This window comes from Neobacillus sp. OS1-32 (genome assembly GCF_030915425.1).
Taxonomy (GTDB): Bacteria; Bacillota; Bacilli; order Bacillales; family Cytobacillaceae; genus Neobacillus; species Neobacillus paridis.
The window spans coordinates 2760980-2783148 of sequence record NZ_CP133263.1 but is presented as its reverse complement, the minus strand read 5'-3'; the positions used below and the strand labels follow the sequence as shown (position 1 = coordinate 2783148).

Genomic DNA, 22169 nt, shown 5'->3' with positions numbered 1-22169 from the left:
ATTTTTGAAAAAGCGGACACAGGATGTCCGCTTTTTAGTTATTAACTAAGTAAGCCATACATGAATCCTTTTAAGGGTTTGTGTATGGCTTTTTTTATTGTTGTTTTTAGGTGTTTTTGTTGGGAAAAGCGTCATTTTGAGCCTGAAATTAACGGGCATGAGGTGTCCGCCAAGGCTGTCCAATTCTCACCTACAATAATGATAAATGAAGGAAAGGTCCTTCGTAGTTAGCAAGAATTAGACCATTCCTCGTCTACAAAAAAATATCAAATGCCTGATTTGCAATAAGGGCAAAGGATACATATTGCTACGTTTCAGTCCGTTTAGGATTGTTATGCGTTGCAATAGAAGTACCTTACCTTGTTGCGCTCATTTTCAGGACAAAGGGTCTGTGTACTTCGAGGCACAGACCTATTTTTGTATCCTTTGCCGCCAATGCAGTCCGGCGGAAAGGATGCAAAATGAAAATTAGAATTATGTACGACAACAAACCTACCTATTTGGAGGTACCAGACGAGGACTGCACTGTAATGATTGATATGGACTATGAGGACAGGCTGTCCTGTGCCGAAGATAAGGAAACTGTGACTCGACGTTCACCACAGGAGATTATGGACGAGCGTTTTAACAAGCCCGACTACAATAACTGGCATAAATTTGATAGACACAGAGGGATGCCCAAAAAACCATTCCGTAAGGACGACGAATCTGAGGATGCAACGGATCATATGGACTATCTCCCCGATAATTTCCAAGAAGTGGAACGAAATAAAAAGGAAGATTATGAATATTACTGTGAGATTATTCGTTCCATTCTCAAGCCAAAACATTCAGAACCTTTTATTGCTGTATATCTTGATGGCATGTCAATGACTGAGTATGCAGAGCGTGAGGGTGTTAGTAAAAGCGCCATTTCACACCGTTTAGATACAGCTAAGAAGAATTTCAAAAAAGTTTTTCCAGAATCCTCAACTTTCCCCTCTTGCCACGGCTAATAGATAGAGGGCAGCACATAAACGCTCTCAAGAAAGAGGTGAAGAACATGAAACACAACTTGAAAATCAGTGTTTCAAAAACTCCACAGTCTGGCGGGATTGTCTCCTGTCGTAATGTCACTATAAGGGAGCGTTTCCTACGTTTCTTACTTGGTGATAAGCAGAAACTGACTATCCTTGTCCCGGGTGACACCGTACAGGAACTCGCCATTAGTGAGATTAAGGAGGGAGGATTAAACCATGAGCAAAATCAAACTTCTTCTTGATGTGGTTTCTGATATGCGCTCTTTGGCAGACAGTATACAAGCGGTTGCTGATGCAATGGCGGGCAATGAACCTGTCGAAGCAAAAGAACCGACTACACCTGTAAAAAAAACCTGCGCCAAAGAAAAAGGAAATCACTCTGGAGGAAGTCAGAGCAAAACTCGCTGAAAAGAGCCAAGACGGTCTTACTTCTCAAGTGAGAGAAATCATCAAAAAATACGGTGGCTCTAAATTAAGCGAAGTTGACCCAAAACATTATGCAGATATGTTGAAAGATGCGGAGGTACTAGGGAATGAGTGATCACGCAGTACTTTCCGCATCAGGGTCCCATAGGTGGCTTAATTGCCTTCCATCTGCAAGATTGGAACTAGAATTTGAAAATAACGAATCCAATGCAGCCGCTGAAGGCACCGCCGCCCATGCTCTTTGTGAACACAAACTTAAAAAAGCACTTCACATGAGAAGTAAAAGGCCAGTCTCGGTGTATAACTCTGATGAAATGGAAGAACACAGCGATGCCTATGTTGAATTTGTAATGGAGCAGTTTGAATTGGCAAAACAAAGCTGTACGGACCCGTTAATACTTATTGAACAACGTCTTGATTTTTCCTGCTATGTACCACAGGGGTTCGGAACTGGTGACTGCATCATCATTGGCGATAAAAAGCTTCATATTATCGATTTTAAGTACGGCATGGGTGTGTTAGTAGATGCAGTAGGAAACCCACAGATGAAATTGTACGCCCTTGGAGCTTTGGAAATCTACGATAGCTTGTATGACATCGAAGAGGTTTCCATGACCATCTTCCAACCTCGCAGGGAAAATGTCAGCACATGGACAATCCCGGTAAATGAATTAAAAGACTGGGCAGAAAACGAGCTTAGACCAAAGGCCAAAAAAGCTTATGAAGGCGAAGGTAACTACCTTCCAGGTGAATGGTGTACATTCTGTCGAGCGGCTGTTAAATGCCGTGCAAGAGCAGAAGAAAAGCTGAAATTAGCACAGATGGAATTTAAACTGCCTCCCCTGCTTACGGATTCCGAAATTGAGGAAGTTCTCTCTAAACTGTCCGACCTTACAAAGTGGGCAAATGAAATCATTGCTTATGCGACGGATGCTGCCGTTAATCAAGGGAAAGAGTGGCACGGCTTTAAGGTAGTCGAGGGCAGGTCTATCCGTAAATATAAGGACGAAGAGGCCGTGGCTGAAGCAGCCAAGGCAAATGGCTATAATGATATCTATCGTCAGAGTCTTATTACCCTTACGGAAATGCAGAAGCTGATGGGTAAATCGAAATTTCAAGAAATCCTCGGTGGTCTCATACATAAACCACCGGGAAAGCCGACTCTGGTCCCGTTATCGGATAAGCGGCCAGCTATGAATAGATCAAACGTAAAAAACGAATTTAATGAGATAACGGAGGAATTGGAATATGAATAATCAAAACAGAACGAAGGTTGTTACAAGCGTCAACACACGTCTTAGCTACTTTCACGGCTGGGAGCCCGTATCCATCAATGGCGGAGCGGAAAAGTACAGCGTATCCGTATTGATTCCCAAAACAGATAAGGAAACCATCAATGCTATCAATGCAGCAGTAGATGCAGCCATTGAAGAGGGCCTTGCAAAGTTTGGTGGAAAAAAGCCGAATAAGGCGGCTATCAAACTGCCACTTCGTGATGGTGATGTAGAACGTGATGATGAGGCTTATAAAGGGCATTATTTTGTAAATGCCAACAGCAAGACGCCACCCCAAATAGTAGATAAAGCAGTCAGACCTATCTTGGATCGCAACGAGGTGTACAGTGGTTGTTATGCAAGAGTATCCCTGAATTTCTATGCTTTTAACTCCAATGGCAATAAGGGTGTTGCATGTGGTCTTGGCAACATCCAGAAGATAAGAGATGGAGAGCCTTTAGGTGGAAGAACCAATGCAGCTGATGACTTCACAACTATTGATGATGATGATTTTCTAGCATAAGGAATAAATACAGACGAGGTGGTGGAGGTTGTTCTTCTGCCACCTCGTTTGCATTAGAAAGGGCGGTAATATATGAATTCTATTTCTATTGATATTGAAACATTTAGTAGTGCCAACCTTCAAAAGTCTGGAGTTTACCGTTATGCCGAGAGTGATGATTTTGAAATTCTACTATTTGGCTATTCGGTGGACGGTGGCGAAGTGGAGGTGGTTGACCTCGCCAGTGGGGAGGAAATCCCAGATGAAATTATAAACGCACTTATGGATAATTCCGTTACTAAGTGGGCTTTCAATGCAATGTTTGAGCGTGTGTGTCTATCAAAATGGCTTAACCTTGAAGATTATCTTGACCCTGCATCCTGGAAATGTTCCATGATATGGTCAGCATATATGGGACTACCTCTTTCTTTGGAGGGAGTCGGTGCAGTTCTAGGTTTAGAAAAACAAAAATTGACTGAGGGTAAAGACCTTATTAAATATTTCTGTACACCTTGCTCCCCTACAAAATCTAATGGTGGTCGAGTTCGTAATTTACCAGAACACGACATGGATAAATGGGAGCGGTTTAAAGTGTATAACATTCGCGATGTGGAATCCGAGATGTCTATACAACAGAGATTATCCAAGTTTCAAGTACCAGAGAATATCTGGGAGGAATATCATCTCGACCAGGAAATCAATGATCGTGGCATTGCCATTGACATTGCTTTCGTAAAACAGGCTGTTGTGATGGATGAACATTCCCGTAAAAAGCTAACGGCTTTAATGCAGGATATAACTAATTTAGAGAATCCGAACTCTGTACAACAAATGAAAAACTGGCTTACCGATAACGGGCTAGAAACAGATACCCTTGGTAAAAAAGCGGTTGCTGAGATGTTAAAGACAGCACCTGAACCACTAGGCACTGTTTTGGAACTTCGTCAGCAGCTTGCAAAATCATCGGTAAAAAAATACACGGCAATGGAGAATGCGGTATGTAATGATGGTCGGGCAAGAGGAATGTTTCAGTTTTATGGTGCAAACAGAACTGGTAGGTTTTCGGGCAGGCTTATTCAACTGCAAAATCTCCCTCAAAACCATATGCCCGATTTGGAACAGGCTCGTGCTTTAGTTCGTAGCGGAAACTTTGATGCTCTTACCTTACTTTATGATTCTATCCCGGAGGTACTATCGGAACTTATCCGTACTGCTTTTGTACCGCAGGAGGGTATGAAGTTTATAGTTGCAGATTTTTCAGCGATTGAAGCTCGCGTTATCGCCTGGCTTGCGGGAGAAAAATGGAGATTAGATGTATTCCAAAATGGCGGTGACATTTACTGTGCAAGTGCATCTCAGATGTTTAACGTACCTGTGGAGAAAAACGGTGTTAATGGACATCTTCGTCAGAAGGGAAAAATTGCTGAACTAGCCCTAGGTTACGGAGGATCTGTTGGAGCGTTGAAATCAATGGGTGCATTGGAGATGGGAATTGAAGAAGATGAACTTCAACCTCTTGTAACGGCTTGGAGACAATCCAATCCCAATATTACAAAATTATGGTGGGATGTTGACCGCGCTGTAAAAACCTGCGTTAAGCAGAAAACTCCTACAGAAACACATGGTATTAAATTTATATATCAAAGTGGAATGCTCTTTATTGTCCTTCCTTCCGGCAGGCGGCTTTCCTATGTGAAACCTCGTATGGGAGAGAATGTATTTGGTGGTGAGTCAGTTACTTATGAAGGTATCGGTGGGACGAAGAAGTGGGAAAGAATCGAAGGCTACGGTCCAAAATTTGTAGAGAATATTGTCCAGGCAATCAGTCGTGACATTTTGTGTCATGCCATGCAGGCATTAAAGAATTGTTCCATTGTGGCTCATGTACACGATGAAATTATAATCGAAGCGGATATGAGGATGTCACTTTCTACTATTTGTGAACAAATGGCTAGGACACCAACATGGGCAAATGGCCTGTTACTTAGCGCTGATGGCTATGAGTGTCAGTTTTATCAAAAAGATTAAAATAAATTTTTTCAAAATCCTCAACAATCATTACCTCCTGTGGCTATTAGGTAGAGGAACTTTCCTCTGACTATATTGCAGGAGGTAATTCGTATGGACGAATTAGTAAAAATCAATTATGAAAATCAACGACCAACCGTACTCGGTCGTGATTTACATGAAGCCTTGGAAGTAAAGACCGCTTATAAAGATTGGTTTCCAAGAATGTGTGAGTACGGATTTGAGGAAGGGTCAGACTTTAGCTCATTTTTGAGCGAAAGTACTGGAGGCAGACCAAGCATAGACCATCAGTTAACAATTGATATGGCAAAAGAGCTATGTATGATACAGCGTACTCCAAAAGGAAAACAATGCCGTCAATACTTTCTTGAAATAGAAAGACGATGGAATTCCCCTGAGGCGATCATGGCAAGGGCATTACAGTTTGCCAATCAACAACTAACTCAAGTAAGGAATCAAAATAAAGTGCTTGAAGGTACGGTTGCTGTTCAGAATCAGCAAATTGCGGAAATGAAACCGAAAGTCTCTTATTACGATGTAGTTTTAAATTGTAAAGACCTTATTTCCACCTCAGCAATTGCCAAAGATTACGGCAAGTCAGCTATTTGGATGAACCGCTATCTTAATAAAAAGGGCATCCAGTTTAAACAAGGCGGCATTTGGCTTTTATATCAGAAGTATGCGGAAAAAGGCTACACCAGTACTAAGACACATAGCTACCTTGGCAGTAACGGTGAACAGCATACAAAGGTCCATACATATTGGACTCAAAAAGGCAGACTCTTCATTTACGAACTGATGAAGGCGGACGGTATTTTGCCTCAGATAGAAATGGAGGGTGTGTAATGGGGATCAACAAATTTAACCATGAAGGATACCATGACCCAACTCCCCATGAAGCACTGACCAACATAATGAGAAAGGAAAAGGCAGAGAAAAAATCTGCCTTTAAGCCACTTGTATATATCTGTTCTCCCTATTCCGGCGATGTAGAAGGAAACATTAAAAAGGCTCGCAGTTTTTGCAGGTTTGCCTTAGACCAAAACTGTATCCCAATTGCTCCCCACCTTATGTTTCCGCAGTTTATGGATGATGAAAACCCAGAGGAACGAGAGCTTGCCATATTTATGGACATCGTTCTTATGGGCAAATGCTCTGAGGTGTGGGTGCTGGGCAATACCATCTCAAGCGGTATGGCAAGGGAGATTGAAGTAGCCAAGAAACGCAGACAAACGGTCAGGTATTTTAGTCCGGAGCATGAGGAGGTCGAAAGTTTATGAAAATTGCAGTGGGCAATAGCCGGATGGACAGGAAATGGAAAAACAAAGATATCTCCTGGGAGGATTTTTGCTCCCGTGTAAAGACAACCCAACGTACTACAGAAACGGTAGAAGAATATCGGAAACTTAAAAAAGGTAAACAAGATGATATCAAAGACGTGGGCGGCTTTGTCGGGGGACATTTAAAAGAAGGAAGGCGAAAGAAGGGCAATGTTCTGTGTCGTTCTTTGCTTACCCTTGATATGGATTACGGTAGACCCGATATCTGGGAACAAATCAGTATGCTTTTCGATTTCAAATGTTGCGTTTACTCCACTCATAAGCACACACCGGAAAATCCGAGACTCAGGCTTATCGTTCCCCTTGCTCGTGAAATCAGCGAAGAAGAATATGCAGCCGTTGGACGTATGGTGGCAAAAGAAATCGGCATTGATCTTTTCGATGATACAACCTATGAGGCGCATCGCCTTATGTATTGGCCATCCACTTCCTCTAATGGTGAATTTGTCTATGAAGAACAGGATGGGGCATTACTTGACCCTGATGTTTATCTCTCTAAATATGAAAACTGGCGAGATACAACAACTTGGCCCGTATCAAGCAGGCAGTCTGAAGTTATTAATCGCAGTCTTAAAGAACAAGCAGATCCTCTTTTAAAGGAAGGTGTGGTAGGAACTTTCTGTCGCGCCTATTCCGTTCGTGAAGCAATTGATAAATTTTTAGGTGCAGTTTACGCCCCATCTGCTATGGAAGGGCGCTATGACTATATTCCAGCTGACAGTAGTGCGGGTGTGATTATCTATGATGATAAATTTGCATACAGCCACCATGCCACCGACCCGGCAAGCGGCCTGCTTCTTAATGCTTTTGATCTCGTTCGTATTCATAAATTCGGCTCTTTAGATGATAGAGCTTCCACTACTACGGCTCCTGGCAGGATGCCGTCTTTTGTGGCAATGTGCGAGTTTGCTATAAAAGATGAAGCGGTAAAAGCCGAGTTCGCAAAGGAAAGACAGGCTCAGGCTGAAGAGGAGTTTAGTGATGAGGATTGGCAGACAGGTTTGGAACTAGATAAGCAAGGTCGGATAAAAGACACACTGGATAACATTGTCTTGATTATTCGGCATGATGAGGAATTACAGCATATCGCTTTCAATTGCCACCGTGACGGTATTGATGCCAAAGGTGGTCTGCCTTGGGAACAGATCAAGATGGGTTGGAATGATTCGGATAACGCACTTCTTAAGGTGTACTTAAGCAGCAAATACGGAGTCTATTCCCCTACCAAGACCAAAGATGCTGTATTAGCTGTAGCGTCAGAACGAGCCTACCATCCTGTTAAGGAGTATCTAGACTCCCTGCCAAAATGGGATGGTATTAGCCGAGTAGAAAATCTACTCATTGATTATTTCGGTGCAACAGATAATTCCTATACAAAAGCAGTGATTCGCAAAACTATGGTTGCAGCGGTAGCCCGCATTTATAGACCCGGTACAAAGTTTGATAGTGTTCTAATCTTAAACGGGCCTCAAGGTATCGGTAAGTCAACCTTCTTTGCCAAACTTGCTGGAGACTGGTTTTCAGATAGTTTGACTATTACAGATATGAAGGATAAATCCGGGGCTGAGAAACTTCAGGGATATTGGTTACTGGAACTAGGAGAGCTTGCTGGAATGCGTAAGACGGATGTGGAGGTTGTGAAGTCCTTTATTTCAAGGGCGGATGATAAGTACCGTGCCAGTTATGGGGTCAACGTCGAAAGCCATCCCCGTCAATGCGTAATTGTAGGTTCTACCAATGCAGAAAGCGGATTTCTTCGGGATATTACAGGTAACCGCAGATTTTGGCCAGTCCGTATTAGCGGCGACGGTAAAAAGAAAGCTTGGCAGATGACTAAAGAGGAAGTACAGCAGATTTGGGCAGAGACACTAGTGCTATATGAGAAGGGCGAAAAACTCTACCTTGAAGGTGATGATGTAACCATGGCAACCAGTGAACAGGCAGATGCTATGGAAACAGATGAACGAGAAGGACTGGTTCGTACTTACTTGGATACGCTCTTGCCGGATGATTGGGACACGATGTCTTTGTACGAGCGTAGAAATTTCCTCGGCGGTAGCGAATTTGGTGGCGGCACCCGTGTTGGAACAGTAAAAAGGACTCTTGTCTGCAATATGGAGATTTGGTGTGAGTGTTTCGGTAAAGAGGCATCAATGCTAAAGCCTTCAGATTCCTATGCCATCGGTGCCATTATGAGAAAGATCAGTGAGTGGAACAAGTACACTGGGAACAAGAATGGTGTTGTGACGTTTCCTGTCTACGGAAAGCAACGAGCTTATTCCCGAGTCGAGGAACAACGCTAAGTTGTACCTTACCTTGTTCCCATACTGGTTCTTTCCCTAAAGCTAGTAACGATAAGGAAAATCAACGGTTCGGAACAAGTGGAACAAGAAGTATCCTATTTATTTATAAATAGTAAAAAGAAGTAATAGTAGCCTGTGCATACACGCATACGCGCGCGTATAGGAAAAATGGTTCAAAGTTGTTTTCTTGTTCCGAGCTTTTTATAGTGGGAGGTTTTTATGCTTGAAAAATATATCGAAAAGAAACTGGTGGCGGAGGTAAAAAAGATGGGAGGCATTGCGGCGAAGTTTGTTAGTCCAGGTTTAGATGGAATGCCAGACCGCCTAGTGCTTTTACCATATGGGAAGATGGCTTTTGTGGAATTAAAGGCTCCCGGAAAGAAACCTCGTCCATTACAGATTAGAAGAATAAAGCAATTACAGAAGTTGGGCTTTACATGCTATGTCATTGATGATGTTAAGCAGATTGGAGGGATACTGGGTGAAATACAATCCTCATAAATATCAGACTTATGCAACGAACTTCATACTTGAGCATCCCATTGCTGCGGTGTTTCTAGAAATGGGTCTTGGCAAAAGCGTAATCACTTTAACTGCTATATTTGATTTATGTCTTGATAGTTTTGAAATTGGAAAGGTTCTGGTCATTGCCCCACTTCGAGTAGCTAGGGATACTTGGCCAGCTGAGATAAATAAGTGGGAGCATTTAAAAGGGCTAGAGTTTTCGGTAGCCATCGGCACAGAACAGGAGCGATTGGCGGCTCTTAGGAAACCTGCAAGTGTCTATCTTATAAACAGAGAAAATGTTGATTGGTTGGTAAACAAAAGTGGTATCCCTTTTAATTTCGATATGATGGTCATTGATGAACTATCATCCTTTAAGTCCTATGGTGCAAAAAGATTTAAAAGTTTACTAAAAGTAAGGCCGAGGGCAAAACGAATTGTGGGTCTTACGGGTACACCTTCCAGTAATGGGTTAATGGATTTGTGGGCAGAGTTTCGTATCCTTGACATGGGTAAAAGACTCGGCAGGTACATCACTCACTACCGCAATTCCTTCTTTACACCGGATAAACGTAATCAGCAGATTGTATTTTCATATAAACCATTGCCAGGTGCTGAAGATGCCATATATCGGCTCATTTCGGATATCACCATTTCCATGAAATCAGTGGATTTTCTGAAAATGCCAGAATGCATGATCAATGAAGTGCCTGTGTATCTAAATGACAAAGAACAATCAGTATATGATCACTTTCGTGAAGAGATGGTTCTTGAATTTGCTGATAAGGAGATTGATGCCATGAACGCAGCCGTCCTTTCAGGGAAACTCCTGCAAATGGCAAATGGTGCAATCTACGATGATGATAAAAATCCTCATATTATTCACGACCGCAAGCTAGATGCTATTGAGGATCTAATTGAAGGTGCAAACGGCAAACCTGTGCTTATTGCCTATTGGTATAATCACGATTTAAAGCGTATTAAAGCAAAATACAATGTCAAAGAAATTAAAACTTCCAAAGACATCATGGATTGGAATAATGGTGATATTTCTGTGGCAGTTATCCATCCAGCATCGGCTGGACACGGTTTGAATTTACAAAGTGGAGGTTCAACGCTTATCTGGTTTGGACTTACTTGGAGTCTGGAACTCTATCAGCAAACCAATGCGAGACTTTGGAGACAAGGACAAAATGAGACCGTGGTAATCCACCACATTATTACTAAAGGCACGATTGATGAAGATGTGATGAGAGCCTTGAAACAAAAGGAAAAGACACAATCCGATCTTATCAATGCAGTCAAAGCAAATCTTGGGAAAGCGAGGGAAGTTGTATGATGGACGCTTTTGAAAAACTGGCAAATGCCATTATTCTACAGGCAGTCAAGGATTATCGTTTTGCACTGAAAAGATTAGCAAAACACCCTCGCAATGATTCTGCTTTATATACAAAACGTGAGGTTGAGCGCTTCTTTCATTCTGGATTGTTCAATGTTCTCACCTCCCTAAACCCTGACATGTTAATTCAACAGCTACAAGAGGAGGTGGTGCGATGATGACAGCTAAGGAATTCTTAAAGCAGGCTTATCGCCTGAATGAATTGATTAATTCCGACCTTGAAGAGTTGCAAAACTTAAGAAATCTATCAAGAAGTATTTCATCCCCCATTCTTGAGGAAAAAGTCAGTCGAACCAAGAGTACTGACCCACCCTTTGAAAAATATGTGATTAGAATAATAGATTTGGAGCAACAAATACAGCAAGAAGTTGAACGATTAGTAAAGCTGAAATCAGATATCCGTGAAGCGATTAACCAGATGGAAAACGTGGATGAGAAGCTACTTCTTCGCTACCGATACATTAACTTTCTTAACTGGGAAGAAATCTGTGTCAACCTTAATGTTTCTATGAGAACCGTACACAGACTCCACTCATCCGCTTTGCAACATTTAAAGGTTCCAAAATAAAAAGGAGTAACCGGAAAATAGTGCAGGAAGAGGGTTAAAAGGCCCTCTTCACCATTACCTTAGTCATTGTATGAAAATTACAGTGATTTAAATAATTAGTTTCTCCTTTTTAATGATTATTAAATTAAAATGAGCTGTCAAAACAACAACTCATTGCTTACCCACTTTGAATACCGACCTAATGCATGATCTCAGTATAAACTTTTACAGTTTTCTGGTAGTTTGAAAGGATTTTCTTTATTGATACGCTCATAAAACATAATTCCATTTAGGTGATCTATTTCATGTTGAATAACAATAGAGGAATAGCCATTGAGTTTTAATATTATTTCTTCTCCTTCTAAATTAAACCCTTTCACTTTAATTCTCTCATATCTTGGTACGAACCCATTTATATCTCGATCAACAGATAGGCACCCTTCACTTGGTGGTAAGTAAATCATAGAAACGGAATGGCTAATAATTTTTGGATTAATAAGGGTATATTCATGTTCTTTCCCCATCTCGTCAGTGAAATACGCTACAAACATTCGCTTATTCAAGCCAATCTGATTCGCGGATAATCCAACTCCTCCACGTAATTTATATTTTTTGGATAGAATGGGGTCTTGACTATTTTTTAAGAAATTCATCATACTAGTTAATGTTTCCTTATCTTCCTCAGGGGGAGGTACCATCACTTCCAGTGTTGGTCGATGTAAGATATCATTACCTTCCCTTACAATATCTTTCATTGTTATTATATAATTTGAATGAAATTTATTCATAAATAAACAATTCATCTACCTTTACTTTTAACGTTTTTGATAATTTGAAAGCCAGTTCCAGTGTGGGATCATATTTATCATTCTCTATACAATTTATTGTTTGTCTAACAACTCCACACTTCTTAGCAAGTTGCTCTTGTGTTATCCCCAATTTGTTCCGTATTGCTTTAATTTTATTTTTCAACAGTATCACCTATGTCAAAGATATTGGACATTGTTATTATAACAATTACAATAAACATGTCAATAACTTTGGATATTTTTGAAAATATCTATTGGTGGTTTTTGTACGCAGTAATCTGAATGCTCGCAAAAGGTTGGCACACTTTGGCACAGTTTGGCATACGATGACACTGTTTGTCTGTAGTGAAAGTTATATAATGGTAGTATGGAATATTAATAAACAGAAGCCTTCACGGGAGAACCACTCCTGCGAGGGCTTTTTCTATGGGCAAAAGGAGGTGCAGTATGCCAAAGAAACCTAAGCGACCGTGCTCTTACCCTGGTTGCCCAGAACTAACCGACAAGCGCTTTTGTGAAGAGCATAGTAAGAAGGAAGCTGCACGGTATGAAAAGTATGATCGTGACCCATCAACCCGTAAGCGTTATGGTCGTGCTTGGAAAAGGATACGTGACCGTTACATTGCAGCTCATCCTCTTTGTGAGGAATGTAAACGACAAGGAAAGCTGACCCCAGCAACCGAAGTGCATCATATTCTCCCTCTTGCAAGAGGAGGGACTCACGATAGAAGTAATCTGATGGCTCTTTGTACTCCTTGCCACTCTGCAATCACGGCAAGAGATGGAGACCGTTGGGGAACCCGATAGGGGGAGTCAAATCTCCACAGCTTTTCATTTGTGTAACGGGCGTGGGGTAACGCGTGAAAATTCGCGGTTTCAAACGGGGTAATAGGCCCATCGACGAAAAGAGGTGAGTGAATGGCCAAAGATGGAACAAATCGTGGCGGCGCCCGTATAGGCTCCGGTCAAAAGAAGAAACCACTTGCTGACAAAATTGCAGAGGGAAACCCTGGTAAAAGAAAGCTTGAAGTCGTTGAGTTCCAAAATACTGCTGACCTGAAGGGGCAGGAAATGCCAAAGCCAATGGCCATGCTCTCCGCAGTGCAAAAGGATGGAAAAACCCTAGTAGCGAGTGAAATCTATGAAATTACATGGAAATGGCTTGAGGAACGTGGCTGTGCCCATTTGGTACTTCCACAGCTTCTAGAGCGATATGCCATGAGTGCGGCCAGATGGATACAGTGTGAGGAAGCAGTAACCGAGTTTGGCTTTCTAGCCAAGCACCCAACCACCGGCAATGCTATTCAAAGTCCTTATGTAGCGATGAGTCAGAACTTTATGAGTCAGACAAACAGGCTATGGATGGAGATATATCAAATCGTTCGAGAGAATTGTGCTACAGAGTATTCTGGTTTAAATCCACAGGACGACGTGATGGAGCGACTGCTATCTGCCCGCAGAGGAAAATAAAGATGAGGAGATATGATGTAATGAGTAAAAGATATTTAACAGCCGAAAGTGTATGTGCTGGACATCCTGACAAACTATGCGACATCATAGCAGATAGCATTTTGGAAGCTTGCCTACGTAAAGATAGGGCATCACGTGTCGCTTGTGAGGTAATGGCAACCAAGGGGAAAATTATCGTGGCGGGCGAGATCTCCTGCAGCGAGAAAGTGAACATTAGAGACATTGTAAAAACTGTACTGAAAGATGTGGGATACAATCCTCTAAAATTTTTGATTTATGTATATGTACATAATCAAAGTGTAGATATTGCGGCTGGTGTGAATACCGCACTAGAAGCACGAAATGGCATAAACGAACAGTACGGTTCAATAGGTGCCGGAGACCAGGGAACAATGTATGGCTTTGCTACAAAGGAAACAAGAGAAATGCTTCCCCTACCCCTTGTACTATCTCACAGAATCGTAAAGAGACTGGATGATTGTCGCAAAGGAAAGCTGGTCAAAGGGATTCTTCCTGATGGTAAAGCACAGGTAACGGTGGAATATGAGGATGACACTCCAGTGAGAATAAAGACGATTGTGATTTCTGTGCAGCATGATAAGAATAAAACACAGGAAGAACTTAAGGCGGATATTCTTAACAATGTCTTATGGCAATGCTTTGAGGATTTCCCTTTTGATGATGAAACAGAACTTCTCGTCAATCCATCTGGTCAGTTTGTTCTTGGTGGACCCGCTGCCGACACGGGTTTGACTGGAAGAAAAATCATGATCGACACCTATGGAGGGCTTTCATCTCATGGAGGTGGTGCTCTTTGTGGTAAAGACCCAACCAAAGTTGACCGAAGCGGTGCTTACAAGGCTCGGTATATTGCCAAGCATATTGTTTGGTGTGGTTATGCAAAGAAGTGTGAAGTGAGTATTTCCTATGCCATTGGTAAGGCAAATCCAGTAGCCTTTACTGTAAATACCCTTGGCACTGGAACTGTTTCTGATGAAATATTAACTATTGCAGCTCAGGAGACTTTCAACTTAAGACCTGCGGCCATCATTGAAAAACTACGTCTTAGAAATGTGGTTTATTCTGACACAGCGGCTTATGGTCACTTTAATAGTTGTCTGTTCCCGTGGGAGGATGTAAATAAATACAGTGAATTTAGAAAGGCGGTGGAAAAGTATGTTGATAGAGAAGATTAAAACGAAACAACTCATCCCCGCTGAATATAACCCAAGGAAGGATTTAAAACCTGGTGATCCGGAATATGAGAAACTTAAACGCTCCCTTGAGGAGTTTGGATATGTAGAACCCGTTATATGGAATAAGACCACAGGCAAAGTTATCGGAGGGCATCAACGCTTGAAAGTCCTGCTGAGTATGGGCATGGATGAAATAGAATGCGTAGTTGTCGAAATGGATGAGCAAAAGGAAAAGGCTCTAAACATTGCACTAAATAAAATAAGTGGCGATTGGGATAAAGATAAATTGGCACTTCTCATTACAGACCTAAATGCTTCTGATTTTGATGTTTCTCTTACAGGATTTGACCCAGGAGAGTTGGAGGATCTTTTCAAAGATTCCCTTAAGGATAATATAAAAGAAGATGATTTCGATGTAGACAGCGAGCTGAAAAAGCCCGCTGTTTCGAATTTAGGGGATGTTTGGATACTCGGACAGCATCGATTAGTCTGCGGAGACAGTACAAAGAAAGACACCTTTGATGTCTTAATGGATGGGAAAGCTGCCAATCTGGTAGTTACGGACCCTCCATATAACGTCAACTATGAAGGCACTGCTGGAAAAATCAAAAATGACAATATGGCGAATGAAGCGTTCTATGATTTCCTGCTTGCGGCATTTCAAAACACCGAGGCAGCGATGGCAAAGGACGCTTCTATTTATGTATTCCATGCTGATACGGAAGGACTCAATTTTAGAAGAGCATTCTCCGATGCAGGATTTTATCTTTCTGGTACTTGTATATGGAAAAAGCAGTCCCTTGTTCTCGGTCGCTCTCCTTATCAGTGGCAACATGAACCTGTACTCTTTGGATGGAAAAGGAAAGGCAAGCATCTCTGGTATTCAGACCGTAAGCAGACCACCATCTGGGAGTTTGAGAAACCGAAGAAAAACAGCGACCACCCAACCATGAAACCAGTGGCACTTGTGGCATACCCCATTATGAATTCGAGCCTTAGTAACTGTATCGTGCTTGATCCCTTCGGCGGTTCAGGAAGTACACTGATTGCCTGTGAGCAGACAAATAGAATCTGCTACACCATTGAACTGGATGAAAAGTACTGTGATGTCATTGTGGAAAGGTATATTGAGCAAGTCGGAAACTCGGATGGTGTGTTTCTTTTAAGAGATGGTTCGAAATTTAGATATGGTGACCTGCCAAATGTTGATTTATCTACACAAAATACCGCCGATTAATAGAATCAGAAAGATGCTCTAAATGACTTGATAATAACAGCTTTTAGAGTGATATATGTACGTACCGAAAGTAGAAAGGCGGTATGAAAATGCAGATTAACTATAATGTTACAGGACCAAAAAGAAAAGCACTGGTTAACGCAATCAGCCAAGAACTAAATGCCCCTGTAAAATATCTCGGAGCACCTACATTTGCATATGAGGTGGCAGACTACAATGTTAACAAAAACGGAGTTCTAAGTGGACCAGACAATAAGGAACTGGTCGATGATCTATTGAGATTTCACGATTTCAAAGCAATTTCAGAAGAATTTGACACACCACTTCCGAAAGCAGAAGTAAATGAAAGGGAAGAATCTATCAATCTGATAATTCAAATGCCACGGGCGGATTTTACCGACACGGCAATCGAGAACCTAAAAGGATTAGTAGAAAGTAAAGCTACTCTTATAAAGAAAGCACTTGATACGGACTCCATTCCCATCATTGAAGATGAGGAATATGTCACCTTCCCTTGGTTTCAAAGTAAGTGCGCCTCAGAGGAGGTTAAGGCATACACCCATTTTGTCACGGCACTTTGCGAAATGGCGAAAAAACACACCCGTGTCAATTCCACCGAGAAATCAGTAGAGAATGAAAAGTACGCTTTCCGTTGCTTCCTGCTAAGGCTCGGCTTTATCGGACCAGAATATAAGAGGGAACGAAAGATTCTCCTCTCGAGGCTTTCAGGTAGCTCCGCTTTCAAAAGCGGAACGGCCAAGCAGGAGGTGAGTGAACAATGAATATCATTCACCCAGAAATGCTAAAGCAACTTAGAAGCTATTACACTCCAGGAACACGTGTGATGCTACTTAAAATGAACGACCCTTATACTAAACTTCAGCCTGGATCTAAAGGTACGGTTACTAGTGTTGATGACATAGGAACGATTCATGTCAGTTGGGATTCGGGTGGTTCCCTTGGAGTAGCCTTTGGTGAGGATTTATGCAAGAGAATCGAAGAGTAAACATGAATCGGGGGAGGTAATAAATGAATGAGATAATCAAAGAACAAATCCTTTCCATCCGAGAAAGTGGAGTCACAAATATGTTTGATGCAAATCGAGTCCAGTATGAAGCAAATGAACGAGGGTTTTATGAATTGGTAGTCTATTTAATAGACCATAAAACGGAATATGCTCATTTCATACTGACGGGGGAAGTGGATGAAAAGAAGTAAAAAAAATTTAACTAGGATAAGGAGAAGGGCTTCATCTATAGGATTGAGGCTCTTTTCTTTTGTCCTTTTTCATAAAAGGGGCGGTGTTTATGCGGAAACTGAAGAAATATAAGCCGACCGCCTTTATAGCTGATGGGTCATATTACGATAAGGATGCTGCTGATTACGCTGTAGCTTTTATCGAAGCACTCTCCCATACGAAAGGTTTATGGGCAGGTAAGCCTTTTGAACTTATCGATTGGCAGGAGCAAATAATCCGTGATTTATTTGGAATTTTAAAGCCAGATGGATATCGGCAGTTTAATACTGCTTATGTAGAGATACCTAAAAAGATGGGAAAAAGCGAGCTTGCCGCAGCAATTGCACTTCTCCTCACTTGCGGTGATGGTGAAGAACGGGCAGAGGTGTACGGTTGTGCCGCTGACCGCCAGCAGGCATCAATTGTATTTGAAGTAGCAGCCGATATGGTGCGGATGTGTCCGGCACTGAATAAACGAGTAAAGTTGCTGGCTTCAACTAAGCGATTGGTGTACCTGCCGACCAACAGCTTCTATCAGGTATTGTCGGCTGAAGCCTATTCCAAACACGGCTTCAATATACATGGTGTTGTTTTTGATGAACTTCATACTCAGCCAAACCGCAAATTATTTGACGTTATGACGAAAGGATCTGGGGATGCGAGGACCCAACCACTATATTTTCTTATCACCACTGCGGGGACGGATACCCAGAGTATTTGCTACGAAACACACCAAAAAGCGGTTGATATTATTGAGGGCAGAAAATACGATCCTACCTTTTACCCCTTAATCTATGGTGCCAAAGAAGAGGATGATTGGACAGATCCAAAAGTGTGGAAGAAAGCAAATCCAAGCTTAGGAATTACGGTGGGAATTGACAAGGTAAGGGCAGCTTGTGAAAGTGCAAAGCAAAACCCTGCTGAAGAGAACAGCTTCAGGCAATTAAGATTGAATCAGTGGGTTAAACAGTCTGTCCGTTGGATGCCAATGGCAAAGTGGGATGCCTGTGCATTTCCAGTTATACCAGAAAGTCTTGAAGGGCGGGTATGTTATGGGGGTCTTGACTTATCTTCTACAACAGACATTACAGCCTTTGTGTTGGTGTTCCCACCAGAGGATGAAACAGATAAATACGTTGTTCTTCCGTATTTTTGGATGCCAGAGGACAACATTGACCTCCGAGTTCGAAGAGACCATGTGCAATACGATCTTTGGGAGAAGCAAGGGTATATTCTAACTACAGAAGGCAATGTAGTACATTACGGCTACATTGAGCGGTTTATTGAGGAACTGGGAGAAAAGTATAACATTCGAGAAATTGCTTTTGACCGTTGGGGAGCTGTTCAAATGGTTCAGAACCTTGAAGGATTAGGCTTTACTGTCGTTCCTTTCGGTCAAGGCTTTAAAGATATGTCACCACCAACCAAAGAACTGATGAAATTGACATTAGAAGAAAGAATAGCGCACGGTGGGCATCCAGTACTTCGTTGGATGATGGACAACATCTTTATAAAAACTGATCCAGCGGGCAACGTGAAGCCGGATAAAGAAAAAAGTACAGAAAAAATAGATGGCGCGGTGGCAACTATCATGGCACTTGATCGTGCTATTCGTTGTGGCTCAGGTAATAGTGGAGATTCGGTGTATGACGAGCGAGGTTTGATTGTCTTTTAAACCTTAATGGTTAGCACAATGTTGATATTCGGAGGTGACGCCTATGAATCTAATAAAAGGACTGTTTCGGTCAAGAGACAAACCGCAAAACCGTGTGGGTAGTGCATTTTCCTTCCTGTTTGGCGGTACGTCATTTGGCAAAACGGTTAATGAACGTACTGCAATGCAGGCAACAGCGGTGTATGCCTGCGTAAGGATACTGGCTGAAGCGATTGCAGGACTGCCACTACATGTATATAGATATCGTTCTGATGGAGGTAAAGAAAAGATTCCTTTCCACCCTTTGTATTACCTTCTTCATGATGAACCAAATCCAGAGATGACTTCATTTGTGTTTCGAGAAACACTGATGAGTCATTCTTTTACTTTGGGGCAATGCCTATGCACAGGTGGTCAGAAACGGTCGTGGGCAGGCAGTTGCACTTTATCCCTTACTCCCCAACAAGATGGAAGTTAGTCGAGCAACAAACGGAGAGCTGGTATTTACCTACTATCGTGATACCGATGAAAGTGGCCTAAACCCAAAAGGTGGCTATGTCACACTCCGTAAAGATGAAGTCCTACACATACCTGGCTTAGGTTTTGATGGACTCATTGGTTATAGCCCAATCGCTATGGCGAAAAATGCAATCGGTATGTCACTTGCTACTGAAGAGTACGGTGCAGCATTCTTTGCCAATGGTGCTAATCCCGGAGGTGTGCTGGAACACCCAGGAGTAATTAAAGACATACAGAGAGTGAAGGATAGCTGGAATAGTGCTTACCAAGGCACAGCTAAGGCACATAAAATCGCTGTATTGGAAGAGGGCATGAAGTTTCAAGCCATCGGTATACCTCCAGAACAGGCTCAGTTTTTAGAAACACGGAAATTTCAAATCAATGAGATTGCGAGGATTTTCCGTGTGCCTCCCCATATGGTGGGAGATCTTGAGAAATCTAGCTTCTCCAATATCGAGCAGCAGTCTTTGGAGTTTGTAAAATACACTCTCGATCCGTGGGTGGTGAGATGGGAGCAAAGTCTCCAGCAATCGCTTATTTTGCCTTCTGAGAAAACATCAGTATTCATCAAGTTCAACTTAGATGGTCTGCTTCGCGGCGATTATCAAAGCCGAATGAATGGCTATGCTATTGGGCGACAAAATGGCTGGATGTCAGCCAACGATATCCGTGAACTGGAGGACATGAACAGAATACCAGCTGAGGAAGGTGGCGATTTATATCTGGTTAACGGAAATATGACAAAACTGGCTGACGCAGGTGCGTTTGCCAAAACCGAAGGAGGTCAGTAAATGAGGAAGTTTTGGAACTGGGTGCGAGATTCTGATGAAGAACGTACCCTCTATTTAAATGGAGTGATATCCGAAGAAACGTGGTGGGGTGATGAGGTCACACCTAAGATGTTCAAAGATGAACTGCTGGCTGGCACCGGCGATATTACGGTGTGGATTAATTCCCCTGGCGGTGATGTGTTCGCAGCAGCCCAGATTTATAACATGCTGATGGAGTATACCGGAAAAGTCAATGTAAAGATTGATGGGCTTGCGGCAAGTGCGGCATCCGTTATTGCAATGGCAAGTGGAGATGTATATATGTCCCCGGTTTCCATGCTGATGATTCATAACCCATCAACGATTGCTATCGGTGACAGTGAGGAAATGCTACGAGCAAAAGCACTATTAGATGAGGTTAAGGAAAGTATTATTAATGCCTATGAGCTAAAAACGGGTCTTTCCCGAACAAAACTCTCCCATCTGATGGATGCAGAATCATGGATGAATGCAAATAAAGCCATTGAGCTTGGTTTTGCAGACAAGATCATGTTCATGGAAAGTGAAACACCAGATTTGACGGATAGTCTTATCTTTAGCAGGATGGCCGTTACTAACTCGCTTATCAGTAAACTGCCAAAACAACCAAAACAGAAAACAGGTACACCCATTGAGTCGCTGGATAAGCGGCTTTCTTTAATTTCGCACTAATTTAAAGGAGGAAATAACAATGAGTAAAATTCTTGAATTGCGCGAGAAACGCGCTAAAGCATGGGACGCAGCAAAGGCATTCCTTGATTCAAAACGTGGCGGTGATGGACTGTTATCCGCTGAGGACACGACAACCTATGAAAAAATGGAAGCCGATGTGGTGGCTCTTGGTAAGGAAATTGAACGTTTAGAACGCCAAGCATCTATCGACTTGGAACTGTCGAAAGCAACCAGTAACCCAATTACCAACGAACCTACTAGAACTGGAGAGGAAATGACCGGTCGTGCAAGTGCTGAATACAAAAAGGCTTTCTGGAATGCGATGCGTGACAATGTCAGCTATGAAGTAAGGAACGCTCTAAAGATTGGCACTGATTCTGAAGGTGGATTCCTTGTGCCAGATGAGTTTGAACGTACTCTAGTAGAAGCTCTAGAGGAAGAAAATATTTTCCGTAGGTTGGCCAATGTAATTACTACATCTTCTGGTGACCGTAAGATTCCTGTTGTTGCAAGCAAAGGTACAGCAAGCTGGATAAATGAAGAAGGAGCTATCCCAGAAAGTGATGACAGCTTCGGTCAAGTATCCATCGGGGCCTATAAACTAGCGACAATGATTAAAGTCTCTGAGGAGCTACTAAACGATTCCGTGTTTAATCTCGAAAGCTACATCACAAGAGAATTTGCCCGTCGCATTGGTAACAAGGAGGAGGAAGCCTTCTTTGTAGGTGATGGCACAGGTAAGCCAACAGGAATTTTAAATGCCACAGGCGGCGGTCAAGTTGGTGTTACTGCGGCAAGTGCCACTGCCATTACTTTGGATGAGGTTTTAGATTTATTCTACAGCTTGAAAGCACCTTATCGTAATAAGGCAGTATTCGTAATGAATGATGCCACTATAAAAGCTATCCGTAAATTAAAAGACGGTAATGGCCAGTACCTATGGCAACCTTCCATCCAAGCGGGAACACCTGATACTATTCTTAACCGTCCGCTGTACACCTCATCCTATGTACCTACTATTGAAGCAGGTGCAAAGACTGTGGTATTCGGTGATTTTAGTTATTACTGGGTGGCAGACCGTCAAGGACGAGTATTCAAACGATTAAATGAACTCTATGCTGTCACAGGTCAAGTAGGATTTATTGCGACTCAACGAGTTGATGGAAAGCTTATCTTGCCGGAGGCCGTTAAGGTACTCCAACAGAAAGCGTAACGGAGGTGCTT

General features: G+C 42.3%; 25 protein-coding genes and 1 pseudogene. 24 read left to right on the top strand and 2 right to left on the bottom strand.

The annotated features are described in order from the left end of the window. Positions 1-461 precede the first annotated feature (461 nt). From RCG24_RS13865 to RCG24_RS13805, 13 genes are all read left to right on the top strand, one after another. On the top strand, positions 462-995 hold the full coding sequence (locus tag RCG24_RS13865; protein ID WP_229731547.1) for a hypothetical protein: 534 nt from the start codon (positions 462-464) through the stop codon (positions 993-995). 47 nt (positions 996-1042) lie between these two features. Beyond that, on the top strand, positions 1043-1261 hold the full coding sequence (locus RCG24_RS13860) for a hypothetical protein (RefSeq protein ID WP_040036592.1): 219 nt from the start codon (positions 1043-1045) through the stop codon (positions 1259-1261). Next, positions 1236-1427, top strand: coding sequence for a hypothetical protein (locus RCG24_RS13855; RefSeq protein WP_308077290.1), 192 nt, complete (start codon positions 1236-1238; stop codon positions 1425-1427). Before RCG24_RS13860 ends, RCG24_RS13855 begins: the two co-directional genes overlap by 26 nt. Before the next feature lie 125 nt (positions 1428-1552). Further along, positions 1553-2701: a DUF2800 domain-containing protein gene (locus tag RCG24_RS13850; RefSeq protein WP_040036590.1), complete on the top strand. Its 1149-nt coding sequence runs from the start codon at positions 1553-1555 to the stop codon at positions 2699-2701. After that, the gene (locus tag RCG24_RS13845; protein WP_308077289.1) at positions 2694-3242 is read left to right on the top strand and encodes a DUF2815 family protein; all 549 of its coding nucleotides are present in this window, start codon (positions 2694-2696) and stop codon (positions 3240-3242) included. Before RCG24_RS13850 ends, RCG24_RS13845 begins: the two co-directional genes overlap by 8 nt. A gap of 72 nt (positions 3243-3314) precedes the next feature. Beyond that, positions 3315-5249 carry a DNA polymerase gene (locus RCG24_RS13840; RefSeq protein ID WP_308077288.1) on the top strand — a complete coding sequence of 645 codons (1935 nt, stop codon included), beginning with the start codon at positions 3315-3317 and terminating at the stop codon, positions 5247-5249. A gap of 93 nt (positions 5250-5342) precedes the next feature. Next, the gene (locus tag RCG24_RS13835) at positions 5343-6095 is read left to right on the top strand and encodes a phage antirepressor KilAC domain-containing protein (RefSeq protein WP_124763829.1); all 753 of its coding nucleotides are present in this window, start codon (positions 5343-5345) and stop codon (positions 6093-6095) included. Further along, on the top strand, positions 6095-6529 hold the full coding sequence (locus tag RCG24_RS13830; RefSeq protein WP_055742211.1) for a DUF7768 domain-containing protein: 435 nt from the start codon (positions 6095-6097) through the stop codon (positions 6527-6529). Before RCG24_RS13835 ends, RCG24_RS13830 begins: the two co-directional genes overlap by 1 nt. Beyond that, positions 6526-8892, top strand: a complete 2367-nt coding sequence (locus RCG24_RS13825; protein ID WP_308077287.1) for a virulence-associated E family protein — start codon at positions 6526-6528, stop codon at positions 8890-8892. Before RCG24_RS13830 ends, RCG24_RS13825 begins: the two co-directional genes overlap by 4 nt. Before the next feature lie 219 nt (positions 8893-9111). Further along, a complete protein-coding gene (locus RCG24_RS13820) occupies positions 9112-9393 on the top strand; it encodes a VRR-NUC domain-containing protein (RefSeq protein WP_048718002.1) in 282 nt (93 codons plus the stop codon). Next, entirely contained in the window at positions 9374-10735 is a 1362-nt protein-coding gene (locus tag RCG24_RS13815; RefSeq protein ID WP_308077286.1) for an SNF2-related protein, read from the top strand. Before RCG24_RS13820 ends, RCG24_RS13815 begins: the two co-directional genes overlap by 20 nt. Beyond that, entirely contained in the window at positions 10735-10953 is a 219-nt protein-coding gene (locus RCG24_RS13810; protein WP_033826693.1) for a hypothetical protein, read from the top strand. The genes RCG24_RS13815 and RCG24_RS13810 overlap by 1 nt, the downstream gene beginning before the upstream one ends. After that, positions 10950-11363 carry a DUF1492 domain-containing protein gene (locus RCG24_RS13805; RefSeq protein WP_033826692.1) on the top strand — a complete coding sequence of 138 codons (414 nt, stop codon included), beginning with the start codon at positions 10950-10952 and terminating at the stop codon, positions 11361-11363. Before RCG24_RS13810 ends, RCG24_RS13805 begins: the two co-directional genes overlap by 4 nt. Before the next feature lie 191 nt (positions 11364-11554). On the opposite strand, the gene def is transcribed toward RCG24_RS13805, so the two are convergent. Beyond that, entirely contained in the window at positions 11555-12130 is a 576-nt protein-coding gene (def, locus tag RCG24_RS13800) for a peptide deformylase (RefSeq protein WP_027625331.1), read from the bottom strand. Beyond that, positions 12123-12314 carry a helix-turn-helix transcriptional regulator gene (locus RCG24_RS13795; RefSeq protein ID WP_027625332.1) on the bottom strand — a complete coding sequence of 64 codons (192 nt, stop codon included), beginning with the start codon at positions 12312-12314 and terminating at the stop codon, positions 12123-12125. The genes def and RCG24_RS13795 overlap by 8 nt, the downstream gene beginning before the upstream one ends. Positions 12315-12598: 284 nt before the next feature. Here RCG24_RS13795 and RCG24_RS13790 point away from each other — a divergent pair, with 284 nt between their 5' ends. The 11 genes and pseudogenes from RCG24_RS13790 (at position 12599) to RCG24_RS13740 (ending at position 22158) form a co-directional block, all read left to right on the top strand. Further along, positions 12599-12958, top strand: a complete 360-nt coding sequence (locus tag RCG24_RS13790; RefSeq protein ID WP_027625333.1) for an HNH endonuclease — start codon at positions 12599-12601, stop codon at positions 12956-12958. Between the two features lie 111 nt (positions 12959-13069). After that, positions 13070-13621 (top strand): P27 family phage terminase small subunit, encoded by a 552-nt coding sequence (locus tag RCG24_RS13785; RefSeq protein WP_001029957.1) that lies wholly within the window; start codon positions 13070-13072, stop codon positions 13619-13621. 20 nt (positions 13622-13641) lie between these two features. Beyond that, positions 13642-14817: a methionine adenosyltransferase gene (metK, locus tag RCG24_RS13780; RefSeq protein WP_308077285.1), complete on the top strand. Its 1176-nt coding sequence runs from the start codon at positions 13642-13644 to the stop codon at positions 14815-14817. Further along, a complete protein-coding gene (locus RCG24_RS13775; protein WP_216883826.1) occupies positions 14798-16054 on the top strand; it encodes a site-specific DNA-methyltransferase in 1257 nt (418 codons plus the stop codon). Before metK ends, RCG24_RS13775 begins: the two co-directional genes overlap by 20 nt. An 89-nt stretch (positions 16055-16143) precedes the next feature. Continuing rightward, positions 16144-16836, top strand: a complete 693-nt coding sequence (locus tag RCG24_RS13770) for a virulence protein (RefSeq protein WP_216883858.1) — start codon at positions 16144-16146, stop codon at positions 16834-16836. Further along, complete coding sequence (locus tag RCG24_RS13765; protein ID WP_055742201.1) at positions 16833-17060, top strand: DUF4314 domain-containing protein; 228 nt, start codon at positions 16833-16835, stop codon at positions 17058-17060. The genes RCG24_RS13770 and RCG24_RS13765 overlap by 4 nt, the downstream gene beginning before the upstream one ends. A gap of 23 nt (positions 17061-17083) precedes the next feature. Beyond that, a complete protein-coding gene (locus tag RCG24_RS13760; protein WP_015926203.1) occupies positions 17084-17272 on the top strand; it encodes a DUF5049 domain-containing protein in 189 nt (62 codons plus the stop codon). 89 nt (positions 17273-17361) lie between these two features. Continuing rightward, on the top strand, positions 17362-18966 hold the full coding sequence (locus tag RCG24_RS13755) for a terminase large subunit (RefSeq protein WP_262447319.1): 1605 nt from the start codon (positions 17362-17364) through the stop codon (positions 18964-18966). 43 nt (positions 18967-19009) lie between these two features. Next, positions 19010-20255: pseudogene (locus tag RCG24_RS13750) on the top strand (phage portal protein). After that, positions 20256-20945 carry a head maturation protease, ClpP-related gene (locus RCG24_RS13745; RefSeq protein ID WP_308077284.1) on the top strand — a complete coding sequence of 230 codons (690 nt, stop codon included), beginning with the start codon at positions 20256-20258 and terminating at the stop codon, positions 20943-20945. It begins immediately after the preceding pseudogene. A 19-nt stretch (positions 20946-20964) separates the two neighbouring features. Then, entirely contained in the window at positions 20965-22158 is a 1194-nt protein-coding gene (locus RCG24_RS13740; protein ID WP_308077283.1) for a phage major capsid protein, read from the top strand. The last annotated feature ends 11 nt before the right edge of the window (positions 22159-22169 follow it).